The organism is Dysgonomonas massiliensis (assembly GCF_900240225.1).
GTDB lineage: Bacteria > Bacteroidota > Bacteroidia > Bacteroidales > Dysgonomonadaceae > Dysgonomonas > Dysgonomonas massiliensis.
Window position 1 is genome coordinate 1 of sequence record NZ_OEPV01000005.1, and the last position, 17,028, is coordinate 17,028.

Consider the following 17,028-nt stretch of genomic DNA (forward strand, 5'->3'; position numbering starts at 1 on the left):
CCACCTCTTCCCATTCCGAACAGAGAAGTTAAGCCCAATAGCGTCGATGGTACTGCCCTACAGGTGGGAGAGTAGATAGCCGCCAATTTTACCTGAGGAGGTCATTAGTTTATACTAGTGACCTCCTCTTTTTTTGCTAAGAAACATACGATTTTTATTCATATTTTGATAATATATTCCCTAATAAATTATCTTTATACCTTAAATATAAACCTAATGCTATTATATGATTCAAAGAGACTATATTATAAGGCTAATACAGCAACTTATCGATTCATTGTTTATGTTGTTTGATAAGAAGGATTTGAGCGAAGAAGAGCTTTCAAATCAATTAGAAAATATGTATATAGATTATTTAGATGAGTCAAAGATATTTTATCGAGAATCCTCTATGGATGATGTTATTTCTTTTTTACAAAATAGATATGGAGACGATGAATATTTATATAGAATAGAAATGCTCACAGAAATAATGTACCAAGATGGAATGCATGATAATGATAAATCAGAAAAACAGGAAACTTTATTAAAGGCATTAGAGCTACTAGTGTATCTAGATAATTATAGTAACGTGTATTCTCTTGTTAGAGAAGGTAAAATGGAAGCTATAAAAAAAGAATTAAAGCAATAGATAATACTCTGCGATCTGATTTCACACATTATATACATACTCTATTCCCATTATTAAATTTTTATCACATGTATATATATAGATAAAAAAGCGTATATTTGTTATACTTTAATCGACATAAAACATCAAAAAATATATATTATGCTAAGCGAAAAAATGGAAAGTGCATTGAATGCACAAGTTAATGCGGAATTTTGGTCTGCATACCTTTATTTGTCTATGTCTGTTCATTTTGCAGCAGATGGAAAACCTGGTTTTGCGCATTGGTTTAGACAACAATTTGATGAAGAACAACTTCATGCTCTTAAAATAGTTGATTACATCAACGAAAGAGGCGGTAAGGTAGTTTTGAAACCTATTGAAGAAGTTACTCAGTCATGGGAATCACCATTAGCTGCTTTCGAAGACACATTGAAGCATGAAAAAATAGTTACAGGTATGATAAACAAACTTGTAACATTAGCCAGAGAGGAAGGTGACTATGCTACAGAAAGTATGCTTACTTGGTTTGTTGACGAACAAGTAGAAGAAGAGTCTACTGCTCAAGGTTATATTGATGCTCTTAAGATGATCAATGGAAATGGATTCGGAATCTATACATTAGATAAAGAGCTAGCTGGAAGACAAACCGATACAGCTACAGAAGCTTAATCGATGGAGTAAGAAAAATAGTGATAAATCACTTTAGAAATTTTCTAAAGTGATTTATTTTGTTTAACTAGCATCATAGAACAGATTTAGACAATTTAATGAAGATTATAGCAGATAAAAATATACCTTTTTTGAAAGGAGTAGCTGAAGAATTTGGAGATGTAGAATACTTAGCCGGATCAGAATTTACGAATGAGCGCATTAAAGATGCAGAAGTTCTCATAATCCGAACGGTTGCCAAAATGGATGAGCAAATGTTGCATAATACTTCGGTGAAGTTGATATGTACTGCAACTATAGGTTACGATCATATTGATACTGCGTATTGCGAAGCTAATGGTATATTATGGAAGAATGCTCCAGGTTGTAATTCATCATCAGTACAGCAATATATTACATCAGCATTGCTACTTATGGCAGATAAAAAAGGGCTTAATCTCGCAAATACAACAATCGGTATTGTCGGTGTGGGGAATGTAGGTAAGAAAGTAGCTCGAGCATGTGAAGCTTTGGGGATGCGAGTCCTATTGAATGACCCTATACGCGAGAAAGAGGAAAATTCATGTGATTTCGTCTCGATTGATATAATCAAAGAAGAAGCGGATATCATAACATTCCACACGCCTTTGACTAAAGATGGTATCTATAAAACATATCATTTGGCTGATGATAATTTCTTTGCGTCGTTAGCTAAGAAACCTATTATAATTAATTCGGCACGTGGAGCTATTATTGATACCGAAGCGATAAAAAGTGCTATAAGAACGAATAAAATCAGCGGAGCAGTGATTGATTGTTGGGAGAAAGAACCTGATATCGATTTGGAATATATGGAAATGGTTGATATTGCAACACCACATATAGCAGGATATTCAGCTGATGGTAAGGCTAACGCTACACGAATGTCTCTCGAAACGATTGCTCGTTTTTACGATCTCGATAGAAAACCGATTGACTATATAAATCCTCCAGCACCAGCTGAATCGATAATAGATCTAAACAAGTTTGATTCAAGTAAACGGTTTGTTTCGGCTATGTTAGCTACTTATAATCCGATGACAGATTTCGAAGCTCTAAAGAGTATGCCTGCTACATTTAAAAACCTAAGAAACGAATATCCTTTACGTCGTGAATATTTAGCGTATACAGTGTTGAATGCTACTGAGGATGAACGACGTTTACTTAATAAGTTTGACTTTAATTTAGCTTAAGCTTGTATATTACCTTATATTATAAAGGCAAATCAGATATTTTTTTGATTTGCCTTTTCTCTTTTATTAGCCAATGAAAAATCAATGGTTGCTCAAAATTGCCAATTCTTTCCAGATTTGCTCTCCTATATTTGCTTTATATAATCATAATACAAATTTAACTAACACAATCAATTAGAAAAGTATGAGAAAAATAGTTTTTATTTTAGCAGTAGTTATGTCTTCATTTATTATTGCTTCTTGTAGTGATGATGATAATGATAACAGTAAAGCAATTGAATTTTCAGAAATGCCAGCCGATTCTCAGGATTTTATAAAAAAGCATTTTGGTAATGAAGGAGCTTTTGATGAATCAGAAATTCGAAGAGTGGAAGTTGAGTCAAATGGCGAATATGAAGTTCTTTTTGTAAACGGCATTGAAGTGGATTTTTATGCAAATGGAGTGTGGAAAGAAATAGACCTGAATGGTAAACAACTTCCTAATTCTATTGCAATGTTACTTCCATCTAACGCATTGAATTATATTAGTTCAAAGTACCCAAATTCTCAGATTGAGGAGATTGAAAAGCAAGGTGTGTATTCTGAAACACAAGGTTTTAAAATTGAGCTAAGAGGTGATAGAGACATTTATTTTGATTATTTGGGTAATGTGTTGAAAGATAAGGGAGAAACTAGCCAAGGCGAAAATAACGTGGCGAAAGAAGATCTTCCTGAGTCAATACAGCTGTTTTTGTCAACCTATTTCGCAGATCAGCAACCTAGTAAAATAAAATTAGAGTGGGATAAATATGAAATCGTTTATAACGAGGATAAAGCTGACGAGATTGAAGTGGAATTCTTTAAAGACGGATCATTCAAGAGTGTAGATCTAGAGTCTGAAAATGCAGTAGTAAAAGACATTATCAAAGGAGTAACTAAATCCAATTTGATCCTTGAGTATCTTGATGCAAATCATGCAGGATTGCGAATCGAAGAATTCAGCATGGCTCCGGCAATTCTAGGTGCTAAATATAAAGATGGTTACATCGTAGAACTTGATGGCGGTAAGACTGATTATAAAGTGTATTTCAATGCAAGCAGCGCGCACATAACAACAATCATCGATTAAGAAGTTTATAAGTATTCAAAGTAAAAGCCGGACTCAACGAGTCCGGCTTGTTTATGCTTATATAAATAAGAGCTTTAGAAGCAAGTGCAATTTAATGGTTTCAATTGTTTGAAGAAATCATTTCCTTTGTCATCCACCAGGATGAATGCAGGGAAATCAACTACCTCAATCTTCCAGATTGCCTCCATACCCAATTCAGGATATTCTAAGCACTCGAGGCTCTTGATACTGTCTTGAGCAAGAATTGCTGCAGGACCACCAATGCTACCAAGGTAGAAGCCCCCATGTTTCTTGCAAGCATCTGTTACTTGTTGGCTGCGGTTACCTTTTGCAATCATAATCATGCTGCCTCCGTGCGATTGGAATGAATCAACATACGAGTCCATACGGCCTGCTGTAGTTGGTCCCATCGATCCTGAAGCATATCCTTTCGGAGTTTTTGCAGGGCCTGCATAATAGATCGGATGATCTTTGATGTATTGAGGTAGACCTTCGCCGCGGTCGATTCTTTCTTGTAGTTTAGCGTGAGCTATGTCACGGCCTACAATGATTGTACCAGTAAGCGATAGGCGAGTAGAAACCGGATATTTAGACAATTCGGCAAGGATTTCCGGCATCGGACGATTCAAATCAATCTTTACTCCGCCACCTTCACCGGCTTGACGATATTCTTCTGGGATAAGACGTCCTGGATTGTCTTCCATTTTTTCTAACCAGATGCCTTCTTTGTTGATCTTTCCTTTGATATTACGGTCAGCCGAACAAGAAACACCCATTCCTACCGGACAAGATGCTCCGTGGCGAGGTAGACGAACCACACGAATGTCGTGTACAAAGAATTTACCTCCAAATTGAGCTCCAAGGCCTAGGTCGTAGGCAGCTTTAGTTAGTTTTTTCTCCATCTCAAGGTCGCGGAAAGCTTGACCGCCTTCGTTACCTTCAGTCGGTAAATTGTCGTAATATTTAGTTGAAGCAAGCTTCACTGTCTTAAGATTTGTTTCGGCAGAAGTACCACCAACTACAAATGCCAAGTGATAAGGAGGGCAGGCAGCTGTTCCCAATGATTTCATTTTGTCGATCAAGAAAGCCTCCAGTTTCTCAGGATTAAGTAATGCTTTAGTTTCTTGATATAGGTATGTTTTGTTGGCCGAGCCACCACCTTTTGCTACGAAAAGGAATTTGTATTCGTTGCCCTGAGTTGCATATAGATCGATCTGCGCTGGAAGGTTACATCCGGTATTCACTTCATCGTACATATTCAATGCAGCATTTTGCGAATAGCGCAAATTATCGGTTGTAAAGGTATTGTAAACACCTCTCGATAGAGCTTCTTCGTCATTAGATCCAGTCCAAACGTTTTGTCCTTTTTTACCTACAATGATCGCTGTACCTGTATCTTGGCAGAAAGGAAGAATACCTTTTGCCGATATTTCAGCGTTGCGCAGGAATGTTAGAGCCACAAATTTGTCATTATCCGAAGCTTCAGGATCAGACAAAATTTTAGCAACTTGCTGTTGGTGTTCAGGGCGAAGTAGGAATTCTACATCGTGAAAAGCTTTTTCAGCAAGTAAAGTAAGTCCTTCAGGAGCAACTTTAAGTACTTCCTGACCATCGAACTCTACTGTCGAAACATAATCTTTTGATAGTAAATAGTACTCAGTAGTGTCTTTTCCCATAGGGAACATTTCCTGGTACTTGAATGGAGGTGTTGCCATAATCTTATATTCTTAGTGTATAATAAATGATATTTTTAGATAGTATCTACAAATTTACAAAAAATACAACGGTTTAGTAAGATAAAACGGCAAAACCTTGGTGTCGATTTCTCTTTTGTTAAAAAGTAACACTTGTGTACACATTTTCTATTAATTTATTCTGTAACTCGTTCTTTTCGGAATATAGCTTTTCTATTATAGATAAAGTAGTTATCTTTTGATCAGATATTTTACTATTCGTCTAAACTTATATAAATCGGATATGAAAAAGCTCTTAATACTGTTTGTGTTACTTTGTATTGTTAAGTATTCTTTCTGCCAGCAGACTAAGGATTATAAAGCAATTGCTGATAGTATTGAGTATGTGCAAGAAGTTCCGTATATGGATAATTGTACTGATTCTGTATTGTGGCGTATTGTTGGAGAAGGCCTCGACATTATTCCATATTTAATAGATAAAATACATGACTCGCAAGAAACAGAGGTTAATGTTTTGTTTTTTGGAGGTAATTATACAATTGGAGACTTGGCATATCTTGCCATTCAAGGGATAATCAGAGGGATTCCGACATTCGACTTATTATGTGTCGAATTTGATGCATTAGGATGTGGTTATTGTTCTTATTGGTATCATTTGAGAAAAGATACGGCTAATCGGCTAAGATTTCAAGAAAAATTACGAAGCTGGTATGAAGAGAATAAAGATTCCTTAGTATGGGTTGAGAGCAGATTGTCAGCAATAGGAGATTGTGTCTCTCCAATCAGTGGCTATTACGAAGTTGCAAAATGAATGTGCTAAATTGTTTGATGTTGTTAAATGTATTGGCAATCATCTGCTTTATTCTGAAAAACATTTATCTTTGTGCTTTGATAACATGAATTTTATAAATTAATTGGTTCATTACCTGTATGAGATTATCTGTAAAACATATTCTTCTATTTATTATACTTCTTCTCCCTTTTGGGCTGTCAGCTCAGACGAAAGAGGACTTTCAGCGCATTTATGAAGAATTGAAGGCAAAGGGTTATGATATAGATGAAGATAAAGCCAGGTCTTTCTTTGAAGAAAATATAGAAGATATCTCGGTGAATGATTCCATTTCTAAAATAATGTTGATTTTAGATAAAGAACGTACTAAGTATAAGACGATGGAAGAAGCTGAGATGGAGGTGGAACAACTTCTGAGTAAAGTAGCTAAAGATCGAAATTCTTATCAGCGTCGTAATGGTGCGTTAGCGGTTCGTATCGGCGAAAATGCTATTATAAGAAATAAGGAACGTGATCGTGTAGCCCGCGATGCGTGGACCGATTTGGTGAAGAAGAAAGAAGCAAGTACTGAGGATTTTGTTGCTCTTTACGAGAAATTTGGGGATCGTCCGACATACTATGTTAATGGTATAGAAGTGGATCAGCATATCTTAAATAAACTGCGTGATTCGGATGTGATGGAACGCGAATATCGTGTGAAAAATACAGCATCAGGGAATCCAAATGGAGAAGTATGGTATACTATTACGAAAAAAGCAATGAAACGAATCGGGCTTTATACAGAGGAAGAGTTACCTGTCGAAAAGGGAAAAGAAAATATCGGCTAAGTATCGTCATATAGATAAAACAAAAGGAGCAAATATTTGCTCCTTTTGTTATTTTGTTAATATTGAAGCACTTATTCTTAAGAATGTTTCTTGAGTATATCATCGATTACTTTAGGAAAATATTCGTATTCCAATGCATGAACTTTAGCCGCAACATCTTCGTAAGTGTCACTTGGTAATACTTCGCATTTCGCCTGAAATATGATTGCCCCTTCGTCATAGTTTTCATTGATGTAATGAATCGTAATGCCCGATTCATTTTCTCCACTAGCCACAACGGCCTTGTGAACATTGTCCCCATACATACCTTTTCCTCCAAATTTTGGGAGTAAAGCCGGATGAATATTGATGATTTTGTCGGGATATGTTGCCAATAAATTGTCCGGAACTTTCAGCAAAAAACCGGCCAATATAATAAAATCGATATCCTTATTTTCCAGATACTCTAAGACATCAGATGTCGAATCGAACTGCTTTTTTGTAAATGTTTTCGACTCAATATTTAGTTTTTTTGCACGTTCGTGCACAAAAGCATCAGCTTTATTCGATATAATTGAAGCTATTTTAACATTCGGATTGCCTTCGAAATATTTGCTGATATTTTCAGCATTGGAACCCGATCCAGAGGCGAAGATGGCTAAGTTTATCATTTTTTATTATGGTCTTTCAAATGCACACAAAATTCGAAAATGTGCAGTTTTTGTGATTTTATATGTAAAATATTTTTTTTATCTGAATAAAAAGCTTTTACTTTGCACCGACAAAAATAAAAAGAATAATTTAACATTATTAATTAAAACCTAAAATTATGTCTGAAGTAGCATCAAAAGTAAAAGCAATTATCGTTGAGAAATTAGGAGTAGACGCATCTGAAGTAACAGATACTGCTAGCTTCACAAACGATCTAGGAGCTGACTCGCTTGATACAGTAGAATTGATTATGGAATTTGAAAAAGAATTCAGCATCTCAATTCCAGATGATCAAACAGAAAAAATCGCTACAGTAGGAGACGCTATCTCTTACATCGAAGCAAATAAATAATTTTTATTCCACACGAACATTTATGGAATTAAAAAGAGTTGTTGTAACAGGTCTAGGTGCAGTTACACCTCTTGGCAACGATGTCGCTACGACATGGGAAAATGCTAAGATGGGGGTAAGTGGAGCTGGGCCTATTACTCTTTTCGATGCCTCAAAATTTAAAACACGTTTTGCGTGCGAGGTTAAAGATTTTGATATAAGCAAATATCTTGACCGTAAAGAGTCGCGCAAAAGTGATAGATATACACACTTGGCTATTGCAGCTGCACAAGAAGCGATGGAAGATACTCAATTCGACCTTGAAAAGGTTGATACCGATCGTATCGGAGTTATTTTCTCATCAGGAATTGGTGGCCTCAAAAGTTTTGAGGACGAAATCGGAAGCTATTTTACGCACGAAGAACTAGGCCCTAAGTTTAATCCTTTCTTCATCCCTAAAATGATATCGGATATTGCCGCAGGGCATATCTCGATGCGTTATGGTTTGAGAGGACCTAACTTTGGAACAGTATCGGCTTGTGCTTCATCAACGCACAGTGCGATTGTAGCATTCGACCTTATTCGTCTAGGTAAAGCTGACGCAATAGTTGTAGGAGGATCAGAGGCATCTGTAACAATATCAGGAGTTGGAGGTTTCAATGCTCTGACTGCATTATCTACTCGTAACGATTCACCAGAAACAGCATCACGTCCATTCAGCGCAAGTCGCGACGGCTTCGTTGTAGGAGAAGGAGCAGCATGTCTTATTTTCGAAGACTTGGATCATGCTTTAGCGCGTGGAGCTAAAATCTATGCTGAAGTAGTAGGCGGGGGAATGTCAGCAGATGCATATCACTTAACAGCATCTCATCCCGAAGGATTAGGAGCCAAGTTAGTGATGGCAAGTGCATTGAAAGATGCCAATATGAAACCTGAAGAAATTGATTATATCAATGTTCATGGTACATCGACTCCGGTTGGTGACCCTTCAGAATTGAAGGCTATCAAAGAAGTCTTTGGCGAGCACGCATATAATATGAACATCAGTTCGACCAAATCGATGACTGGTCATCTACTGGGAGCTACAGGAGCGTTAGAAGCTCTATTCTGTATAAAATCTATTACAGACAGTATAGTTCCACCAACAATTAACTTTACAGAAGGTGACGAAGATGAAAACATTGATTATAAACTGAACCTAACTTTCAATAAAGCACAACAGCGAGAAGTAAGAGCAGCCTTGTCAAATACATTCGGATTTGGCGGTCACAATGCTTGTCTTATCGTTAAAAAGTACGAGAAATAGGAAAGGAACGAAAAGTGTTTAAAAAACTATATCGCAAAATAAGGCTACTTCCCAGATATGGGAAAGAGCCTTATTTTTCTTTTTACAAGATATTAGGTTTTTATCCGTACAATATAACTTTGTACGAGCAGGCTCTATTGCACAAGTCTTCATCCATTAAATTGAAAAATGGTAAATGGATCAATAATGAAAGACTTGAGTTCCTTGGTGATGCAATTCTGGATGCTGCAGTAGCAGATATAGTATTTAAGGGTTTCGAGTACAAGAAAGAAGGTTTCTTGACAAATATTAGAGCACGTATTGTTCAACGCGAAACTCTGAATAGACTTGCTTTGGATCTTGGGGTAGATAAACTTGTAAAGTCATCGGCAAGAACTTCGCATAATACCCATATGTATGGAAATGCACTGGAGGCGTTGATCGGAGCAATTTATCTTGATCAAGGTTATCGTGTAACGAAACACTTTGTATATGATAAGCTGATCAAAGAACATCTTGATATTGAAGAAGTAGCGCAAAGTGATCAAAACTATAAATCACGATTGATAGAGTGGGGACAGAAAATGAAAATTCCTGTTACTTTCGATTTGATTGATAGTAGTATTGATAAAAATAACAGCCCTTTCTTCCGTTCGGCTGTAAATATTTACGATTTACAACTAGGTATAGGAGAAGGATATTCTAAAAAAGAATCACAGCAGAAAGCGGCATCTGAGGCTTTGAAACGAATAGATAATGATGCTGAATTGTATGACTCTATTATGCAACGAAAAAAGAAAGAAGTTGCTGAAGAGGCTGAAAGGAAAAAGAAATCGGAAGAAGAGAAAATATAAAAGGGGATTGATGAAATCCCCTTTATTGTTTTAGTATCTGAAACTACTGCCACCTAAAAATTCACGAAGTAAAGATGTAGGAGGAAGTTCTTCGTCCTTGATGGGAACGAAATAGCGCAAAAATTTAAGCAGCCTGTATGCTTCCGAATATTCAGGAGCATTGTTCGGAACTTGTGCCAATATGGGTTCGGCATGACTTCTTAAAGTGGCTAATTCGTATAGCATGGCCGAGTTGAACATAACATCTGCATTTTCCTGATATGGGAATATCCATTTTTCTTCACCTTCACGAACTTTAGGCCAACGCGATAGAGTATCTATCGGAGAATAGTTGCGGAAATTGTAATCGCGCACCAAACGGCGCAGAAGTCTGTTGTCGGATGCAGGTATCCAGTTGTGATCGTCTAAAGAAATAGCAGTCAATGCAGATACATAGATTCTGAATTTTTGATTTGCAGGAATGTGCGGAGTTAGGTTAGGATTTAGACCATGAATACCTTCGATAATCAAAATACCGTTTTCTCCGATCTGGAGTTCTTCTCCATTATATTCTCTTTTTCCGGTTGTGAAGTTGTAAGTAGGGAGTTTTATTCTTTCTCCTCTCAGAATCTTCTCCAGGTCATTGTTGAATAATTCCAGATCAAGCGCATAGAGTGATTCGTAATCATAGTCTCCGTTTTCATCCAATGGAGTATTTTCTCTTTCTACGAAATAGTTATCAAGAGACAGACCTATTGGTTTTAATAGATTTACCATTAGCTGAACTTCCAGTCGCATACGACTGGTTGTCTTGCCCGATGATGATGGACCCGATATCAGTACCACTCTTGTTCCGTCTTCGCGGTATCGTTTGGCTATCTGTATTGCTGTTTCTGCTATGACTTTTTCTTGCCAAGCTTCGGAGACTTTGATAACATCCGAAACGTTGCCTGTTAGATTAGCCAGATTTAGATCTCCTACATTATCCAAGCCGATAACGTTCAAGAATTTGAGCTGATCTTTGTAAACCTGAAACATTTTAGGCTGTGGTATTACGGGCTCTAGTTCTTTGGGGTTATCAATTCGCGGAATACGAAGTAGCAAGCCATTTTCGTATGGCAGAAGATCAAATAGTTTTATATATCCGGTTGAAAGGACCAGGCTGCCGTAAAAGTAATCGATAGATCCGTTTAGGGAGTAATATTTAGAATATAATTGGCCAGATGTCTCTAAAAGGAGAGCTTTATCTTCAAATCCTTGTTCGCGAAACATAGCCACGACTTTTGTTGTTTCCTCCTCTTTGTGAGTAAAAGGAAGGTCAGCATCTATAATCTCTTGCATGCGAGATTTAATGCGATTGACGCTCTCCTGATCTACTGATTCGCGTTGTTGAAATTTACAGAAATATCCTTTCGATACTGCATGTTCCAGATTCATCCTTTCGTTAGGAAACACATCAGCAACAGCTTTGGCTAGTATGAAACATAGCGAACGCAGATAGGTACGTAATCCCGATTTTGAACTTATATCAAGAAACTCGACATTCTTGTTGTTGTAAATCTCGAAATCGAGTGATTCAACTTTATTATTGACTTTTGCCGATACTATTGTATTTCCAGTATCGATTTTTAGTGTATCCAGAATTGTTTTCAGATCAGTTCCGCGAGGAAAATCTGTGTATGTGTCGTTGTTTAAACAATGTACAGTAACTATACTACTCATATATAAACTTGTTTTGTTAAATGAATACTCCTCCTGATATGATGATATAGCAGGAGGAGTAATATCTTAAAAAGGGTTCGTTTCAATTTTTATTTGTTCCAATCTCCTGTCGGAAGTTCGCACAAACAGCTGATTAAGTTACGATCTCCGTATGCATCGTCAACGCGTGCTACATTTATCCAGAATTTGTTCTCTTTTAGGAATTCAAGTGGATAAGCAGCTTTCGAACGAGGATAGCTATGTGCCCATTCGTCATCACAGATTTCATACTCTGGGTGAGGTGCATTTGTCAATACGTTATCTTCTTTGCTGTATTTGCCATTCTGAACTTCTAAGATTTCTTCCCAGATTTGGTTTAGTGTTGCAATGAAGCGATCAAGTTCTGCAAGGCTTTCACTTTCAGTAGGCTCAATCATTAATGTTCCATGAACCGGGAATGAAAGAGTAGGAGCGTGATAACCATAATCCATCAACCGTTTTGCAATATCACCTTCGCTTATACCCGATGCGTTTTTAAGATTGCGGCATTCAAGAATCATTTCGTGTCCTACACGACCAGTTACACCGCGATAAGTAATGCCGTAGGTGTCTTTAAATGCTTCAGCCAGATAGTTTGCACTCAAGATAGCGATGCTTGTAGCGCGAGTCAATCCTTCTGTACCCATCATGCGGATGTATGCATAGGTAATAGGAAGAATTCCAGCACTTCCGTATGGAGCAGCAGCAACAGTGTTCAAAGAACTGCCATCTTTCATCGGGTGGTGAGGTAAGAATGGAATCAAATGTTCTGCTACACAGATAGGACCTTGACCCGGTCCGCCACCTCCGTGAGGTATTGCAAATGTTTTATGCAGATTCAAGTGGCAAACGTCAGCTCCAATATAGCCAGGGCTTGTAAGGCCTACTTGTCCATTCATGTTTGCACCATCCATGTATACCTGACCTCCGTTGTCGTGGATAATATCACAGATCTTGCGGATTTCTTTTTCGAAGATACCATGTGTTGATGGATATGTAATCATCAGCCCAGCTAAGTTGTCTTTATTAGCTTCAGCTTTTGCTAAAATATCTTCTACTACAACGTTTCCGTTTTCATCGCAAGCTGTAATTATGATATCAAAACCTGCTTGAACTGCTGATGCTGGGTTTGTTCCGTGTGCCGATGAAGGAATCAGAATAATATTTCTGTGCCCTTGACCTATGCTCTTTTGATATTCGCGAATAGTCATCAATCCGGCATATTCGCCAGCAGCACCCGAGTTTGGTTGGAAGCTTACTCCTGCAAAACCAGTGATTTCAGCAAGATATTGTCCCAATTCATTGATCAGTTCCTGATATCCCAATACTTGATCGGTCGGTGCGTATGGATGTATGTTTTGTAAACCGGCCAAATTGAGTGGAAGCATTGAGCTAGCCGAGTTCAATTTCATTGTACATGACCCTAGCGAGATCATTGAGTGTGCCAACGAAATATCTTTGCGGTCTAGGCGTTTGATGTAACGCATCAATTCGGTCTCGGTATGATATAATTTGAAAACATCATGTTGTAAGAATTCGCTCTTACGGATGAATTTCGGATCGATAATACATTTTTCGTCCAAATCATCAATCATGAATACTTTCGATGATCCTTTAGCCAAAGCAAATACAGCTAACAGCTCATGAGCTTTGAAATCGGTGATCGTTTCGTCGATACTGATTCCAACTTCTCCCGTAGCGAAATAGCGTAGGTTGATATCGCGCATTTCAGCAATATCGCGTAAGAAATCGACTTCTACACCGTCAGCAAGTTTAACTTTCAGTGTATCGAAGAATTGTTCGTTTTCTACCACGTAACCCATTTCTTTCAATTCGTCAGCTATTAAGGCTGTTGCAGAGTGGATGTTACGCGCTATTTTGATCAAACCTTCTGCTCCATGATATACAGCATAGAATCCAGCCATTGTAGCAAGCAATGCTTGTGCTGTACAGATGTTTGATGTTGCTTTTTCGCGTTTAATATGTTGTTCGCGAGTTTGCAGAGCCATACGAAGTGCAGGCTTGCCGTTTCTGTCTTTCGAGATACCGATGATACGTCCCGGAACCTGACGCTTGTATTCTTCCCTTGTTGCGAAGAATCCTGCTGAAGGACCTCCATAGAACATCGGAATACCGAAGCGTTGGCTGCTACCGAAAGCTACATCAGCTCCCCATTCTCCTGGAGGAGTGATTAGTGTCAATGCCATTAAGTCCGTAGCTACAGCTACCTTGCAATTTGCAGCGTGAGCCTTTTCAGTGAATTCGCGATAATCTTCGATACTTCCGTTCGAGTTAGGATATTGTACAATAGCACCAAAGAATGAAGATTCGAATTCGAATGTTTTGTAATCGCCAATAACGACCTCAATACCTTGCGGAGCCATACGTGTGTTGATTACGGCAATCGTTTGAGGAAATATATGTTGATCTAAGAATAGTTTATTTGCATTTGCTTTTATCTGATCGCGTGATCGCAGATTGAACATCATAGTCGCAGCTTCAGCTCCACCTGTCGCTTCATCTAGCAACGAGCAGTTTGATAGTGGCAGGCCAGTCAGCTCGCTTACCATTGTCTGATAGTTAAGCAGGGCCTCAAGGCGACCTTGCGATACTTCAGCCTGATATGGAGTATATGATGTGTACCAAACCGGATTCTCGAAAACATTGCGGATAATCACAGATGGTGCTACGGTGTCGTACCAACCCATTCCGATGTACGACGAGTATGCTCGGTTTTTAGCAGCAAGTGCTGTTATTTCTTCCAGATATTCATGTTCGCTAAGTGCCGGAGGTAGATTCATTGGTTTTGGCAGACGAATGTCAGCCGGGATAGTTTGGTCAATTAGTTCATCTAATGACTTAACTCCGATTTTTTTTAGCATGATTTGTTCGTCGGCTTCATTTATGCCTATATGACGAAGGTGAAATTTTTCAGTCTCCATATTGATTTTGTATCTGATGGTTAAACAATGATCTGATTAAAAAAATGGGTTTGTCTGTTTCTCTTTTCCGATAGTGGTTGCCGGACCATGACCGGGATATACAACCGTATCGTTGGGCAGAGAAAACAATTTAGTGCGTATACCGTTTAGCAACTGATTCATGTCGCCACCCGGCAGGTCGGTGCGTCCAATGCTTCCGCTGAATAGAACATCGCCTACGACAGCGTATTTATCGGCTTCGTTGTAGAATACGATACTTCCTGGCGAGTGTCCCGGAACGTGAAATATCTTCAATTTTTGATTGCCGAATTCGACAGTGTCATTTTCTGTCAGATATTTTCCTATTTCGGGAATCGGTTCGGTGTATTCGCCAAAGCCAAATGCTATATACTGATTCGGTAATTGTTTGAGTAAATACTCATCTCCCTGATGTGCTTCGGTCTTGAATCCTAGTTCGTCAGCCAAATAGTTCAGGCCAAACGTATGGTCGAAGTGTAGATGTGTGTTGATTATCTTTTTAACAACCAGATTGTTGTCTTTGATAAAATTCATCAACTCTTTCTTTTCTTCAGGGAAAAAGCATCCCGGGTCAACTATCACACACTCCTTTGTGTCGTCATATAAAACAAAAGTGTGCTCTTGAACGGGATTAAATGTAAATATTTTGATGCTCATTTATGGATTTTTGTAATGTTTTACTTACATAAAGATACAATCTTTTCTTTCAGCAAACTAGGTTTAAATTATTTTTAAGAAATAGTTTGCAAACTTTATATAAGTACATAGACAATCTTCTTTGTCTTGAAGAATTCTTCCTCGAAATACATTGACAAATCATCAGCTTCTGCCGATTTTTTGAATGGTTTCAGTTCGGCATCCAAGTTGCCTCCTTTCAGGCATATTAAACCATTTGGTAATGCGTTCTTTTTGTCGGGAGAAATGTTCTTACGAATAATTTTCACCAAATCAGGTAATGGCATTACAGCACGACTGACTACAAAATCGAATTTGTCTTTTATATCTTCCGCACGGCTGTGTATGCAAGTTACATTTTTAAGACCCAATTCTTCGGCTATTCCTCCTGCAACTTTTATTACTTTCTTGCCAATGCTGTCTACAAGGGTAAACTTACAATTCGGGAAAAGTATTGCTAGCGGTATGCCCGGAAAACCTCCGCCTGTACCCATATCCATAATATGCGAGCCATCTTTGAATTTGATGAGTTTGGCGATGGCTAGCGAATGAAGCACGTGATGTACGTAAAGATTTTCGATATCCTTGCGCGAGATTACGTTGATTTTAGAATTCCAATCTGTATAAAGAGGTTCCAGAGCAATGAACTGTTGTTTTTGCTCCTCAGTAAGATCGGGGAAATACTTGAAAATAATTTCTACTCCCATTAAATAAATTTGATAAGCGTTTACTGTTTTTGATATAAATGTGAAATAGGTGAATTATCTTTTAGAATCATAAATAGACTCTCGAATGGGATAAACACCTTTGTAGCTCCTACTGTTGGAGGTGCAATTTCACTACTATTGAATATGTAAGTCAAGCCTTTGCTATCGACCGAAAAATTGCTGTTGTCTGGCAATTCTTCGATTCCGAAATATCCGTTGATAAGACGGAGTTCTTCGATGTCTTTAGCATCGTTCTGTTTTAGAATGTCGTCTACCATCAACTGACTCAGGGTTTTGTAATAACCATCTTTCAGGATATCCTCGTTGTAAAGGCGTTTGCCGGTTTTCAGGTCGAATACAAAATTGATGTAGTAAGTCGTCGAATTGGCTCCACCGCGATAATCCCATGTCTTAGCTTGGTAGGATAAGATATTGCCCTGATCGAACAAAATTTCACTATTCAGTTTCTTGTAATATGAATAGTAATCTGCCGATTCGTGTGTTTTATCCCAAGCTGGAATTAGTGAGTCAATGTCTTTTTTGTAGTTTTTAATATACAATTCAGCAAATTTCTCACTGGCTTCTTTTGGTGGCAATGCAGCTAACCCTTCGTTTTCGAAGAATACATAGTTTAGCTCGTTTTGCACTTTAGCCAGAACTTCTTTGTTGTCGAAACCAATTGGTGCAATGTAGTTGATTTGCAGTGAGCACGAAGGTTTCGTCGAATCATTATCCAAATGATAAATATCGACAATGTTGATGGTGTCGTATTTGATATTATTTGGTTTATCAACGTTTACTTTTTCTTGGCATGAGCTGAATATGATCATGCTTGCGAAGAAGAAGTAGATGAATCCTGGGTACTTAAATCTATTAGTTTTCATAAGAGGGTCTC

General features: G+C 37.9%; 16 protein-coding genes and 1 rRNA gene. 10 read left to right on the top strand and 7 right to left on the bottom strand.

Going from position 1 to position 17,028, the window contains the following annotated elements; all coding sequences use genetic code 11:
- From rrf to C1A06_RS06090, 5 genes are all read left to right on the top strand, one after another.
- Nucleotides 1-88 (top strand): 5S ribosomal RNA (rrf, locus tag C1A06_RS06070); the annotation flags it as partial.
- Between the two features lie 138 nt (nt 89-226).
- Nucleotides 227-631 (top strand): hypothetical protein, encoded by a 405-nt coding sequence (locus C1A06_RS06075; RefSeq protein ID WP_101689362.1) that lies wholly within the window; start codon nt 227-229, stop codon nt 629-631.
- Nucleotides 632-772: 141 nt separating this feature from the next.
- Nucleotides 773-1,282 carry a ferritin gene (locus C1A06_RS06080; RefSeq protein WP_101689363.1) on the top strand — a complete coding sequence of 170 codons (510 nt, stop codon included), beginning with the start codon at nt 773-775 and terminating at the stop codon, nt 1,280-1,282.
- A gap of 98 nt (nt 1,283-1,380) precedes the next feature.
- Nucleotides 1,381-2,493, top strand: coding sequence for a 4-phosphoerythronate dehydrogenase PdxB (gene pdxB / locus C1A06_RS06085; protein WP_101689364.1), 1,113 nt, complete (start codon nt 1,381-1,383; stop codon nt 2,491-2,493).
- Nucleotides 2,494-2,677: 184 nt separating this feature from the next.
- Nucleotides 2,678-3,601 carry a PepSY-like domain-containing protein gene (locus C1A06_RS06090; protein WP_101689365.1) on the top strand — a complete coding sequence of 308 codons (924 nt, stop codon included), beginning with the start codon at nt 2,678-2,680 and terminating at the stop codon, nt 3,599-3,601.
- A 74-nt stretch (nt 3,602-3,675) separates the two neighbouring features.
- On the opposite strand, the gene C1A06_RS06095 is transcribed toward C1A06_RS06090, so the two are convergent.
- Nucleotides 3,676-5,316: a fumarate hydratase gene (locus tag C1A06_RS06095; protein ID WP_101689366.1), complete on the bottom strand. Its 1,641-nt coding sequence runs from the start codon at nt 5,314-5,316 to the stop codon at nt 3,676-3,678.
- A 262-nt stretch (nt 5,317-5,578) separates the two neighbouring features.
- On the opposite strand from C1A06_RS06095, the gene C1A06_RS06100 reads away from it, so the two are divergent.
- Entirely contained in the window at nt 5,579-6,106 is a 528-nt protein-coding gene (locus C1A06_RS06100) for a hypothetical protein (protein WP_101689367.1), read from the top strand.
- Nucleotides 6,107-6,225: 119 nt separating this feature from the next.
- Entirely contained in the window at nt 6,226-6,912 is a 687-nt protein-coding gene (locus tag C1A06_RS06105; RefSeq protein WP_101689368.1) for a hypothetical protein, read from the top strand.
- A gap of 77 nt (nt 6,913-6,989) precedes the next feature.
- On the opposite strand, the gene purN is transcribed toward C1A06_RS06105, so the two are convergent.
- Complete coding sequence (gene purN, locus C1A06_RS06110) at nt 6,990-7,562, bottom strand: phosphoribosylglycinamide formyltransferase (protein ID WP_101689369.1); 573 nt, start codon at nt 7,560-7,562, stop codon at nt 6,990-6,992.
- A gap of 158 nt (nt 7,563-7,720) precedes the next feature.
- Between purN and C1A06_RS06115 the strand changes: the two genes are divergently transcribed.
- From C1A06_RS06115 to rnc, 3 genes are read left to right on the top strand one after another with little or no spacing between them, the layout of a single operon-like run.
- Nucleotides 7,721-7,954 (top strand): acyl carrier protein, encoded by a 234-nt coding sequence (locus C1A06_RS06115; protein WP_101689370.1) that lies wholly within the window; start codon nt 7,721-7,723, stop codon nt 7,952-7,954.
- Between the two features lie 22 nt (nt 7,955-7,976).
- Nucleotides 7,977-9,239 (top strand): beta-ketoacyl-ACP synthase II, encoded by a 1,263-nt coding sequence (gene fabF / locus C1A06_RS06120; RefSeq protein WP_101689371.1) that lies wholly within the window; start codon nt 7,977-7,979, stop codon nt 9,237-9,239.
- 14 nt (nt 9,240-9,253) lie between these two features.
- Complete coding sequence (gene rnc, locus C1A06_RS06125; RefSeq protein ID WP_101689372.1) at nt 9,254-10,072, top strand: ribonuclease III; 819 nt, start codon at nt 9,254-9,256, stop codon at nt 10,070-10,072.
- Nucleotides 10,073-10,102: 30 nt separating this feature from the next.
- On the opposite strand, the gene C1A06_RS06130 is transcribed toward rnc, so the two are convergent.
- From C1A06_RS06130 to C1A06_RS06150, 5 genes are all read right to left on the bottom strand, one after another.
- Nucleotides 10,103-11,773 (bottom strand): nucleoside kinase, encoded by a 1,671-nt coding sequence (locus tag C1A06_RS06130; RefSeq protein ID WP_101689373.1) that lies wholly within the window; start codon nt 11,771-11,773, stop codon nt 10,103-10,105.
- A gap of 89 nt (nt 11,774-11,862) precedes the next feature.
- On the bottom strand, nt 11,863-14,733 hold the full coding sequence (gene gcvP, locus C1A06_RS06135) for an aminomethyl-transferring glycine dehydrogenase (protein WP_101689374.1): 2,871 nt from the start codon (nt 14,731-14,733) through the stop codon (nt 11,863-11,865).
- A gap of 36 nt (nt 14,734-14,769) precedes the next feature.
- A complete protein-coding gene (locus tag C1A06_RS06140; protein WP_101689375.1) occupies nt 14,770-15,408 on the bottom strand; it encodes an MBL fold metallo-hydrolase in 639 nt (212 codons plus the stop codon).
- Between the two features lie 95 nt (nt 15,409-15,503).
- Nucleotides 15,504-16,133 (bottom strand): 16S rRNA (guanine(527)-N(7))-methyltransferase RsmG, encoded by a 630-nt coding sequence (gene rsmG / locus C1A06_RS06145; protein WP_101689376.1) that lies wholly within the window; start codon nt 16,131-16,133, stop codon nt 15,504-15,506.
- A 20-nt stretch (nt 16,134-16,153) separates the two neighbouring features.
- Complete coding sequence (locus C1A06_RS06150) at nt 16,154-17,017, bottom strand: RsiV family protein (protein ID WP_101689377.1); 864 nt, start codon at nt 17,015-17,017, stop codon at nt 16,154-16,156.
- Nucleotides 17,018-17,028 lie beyond the last annotated feature (11 nt).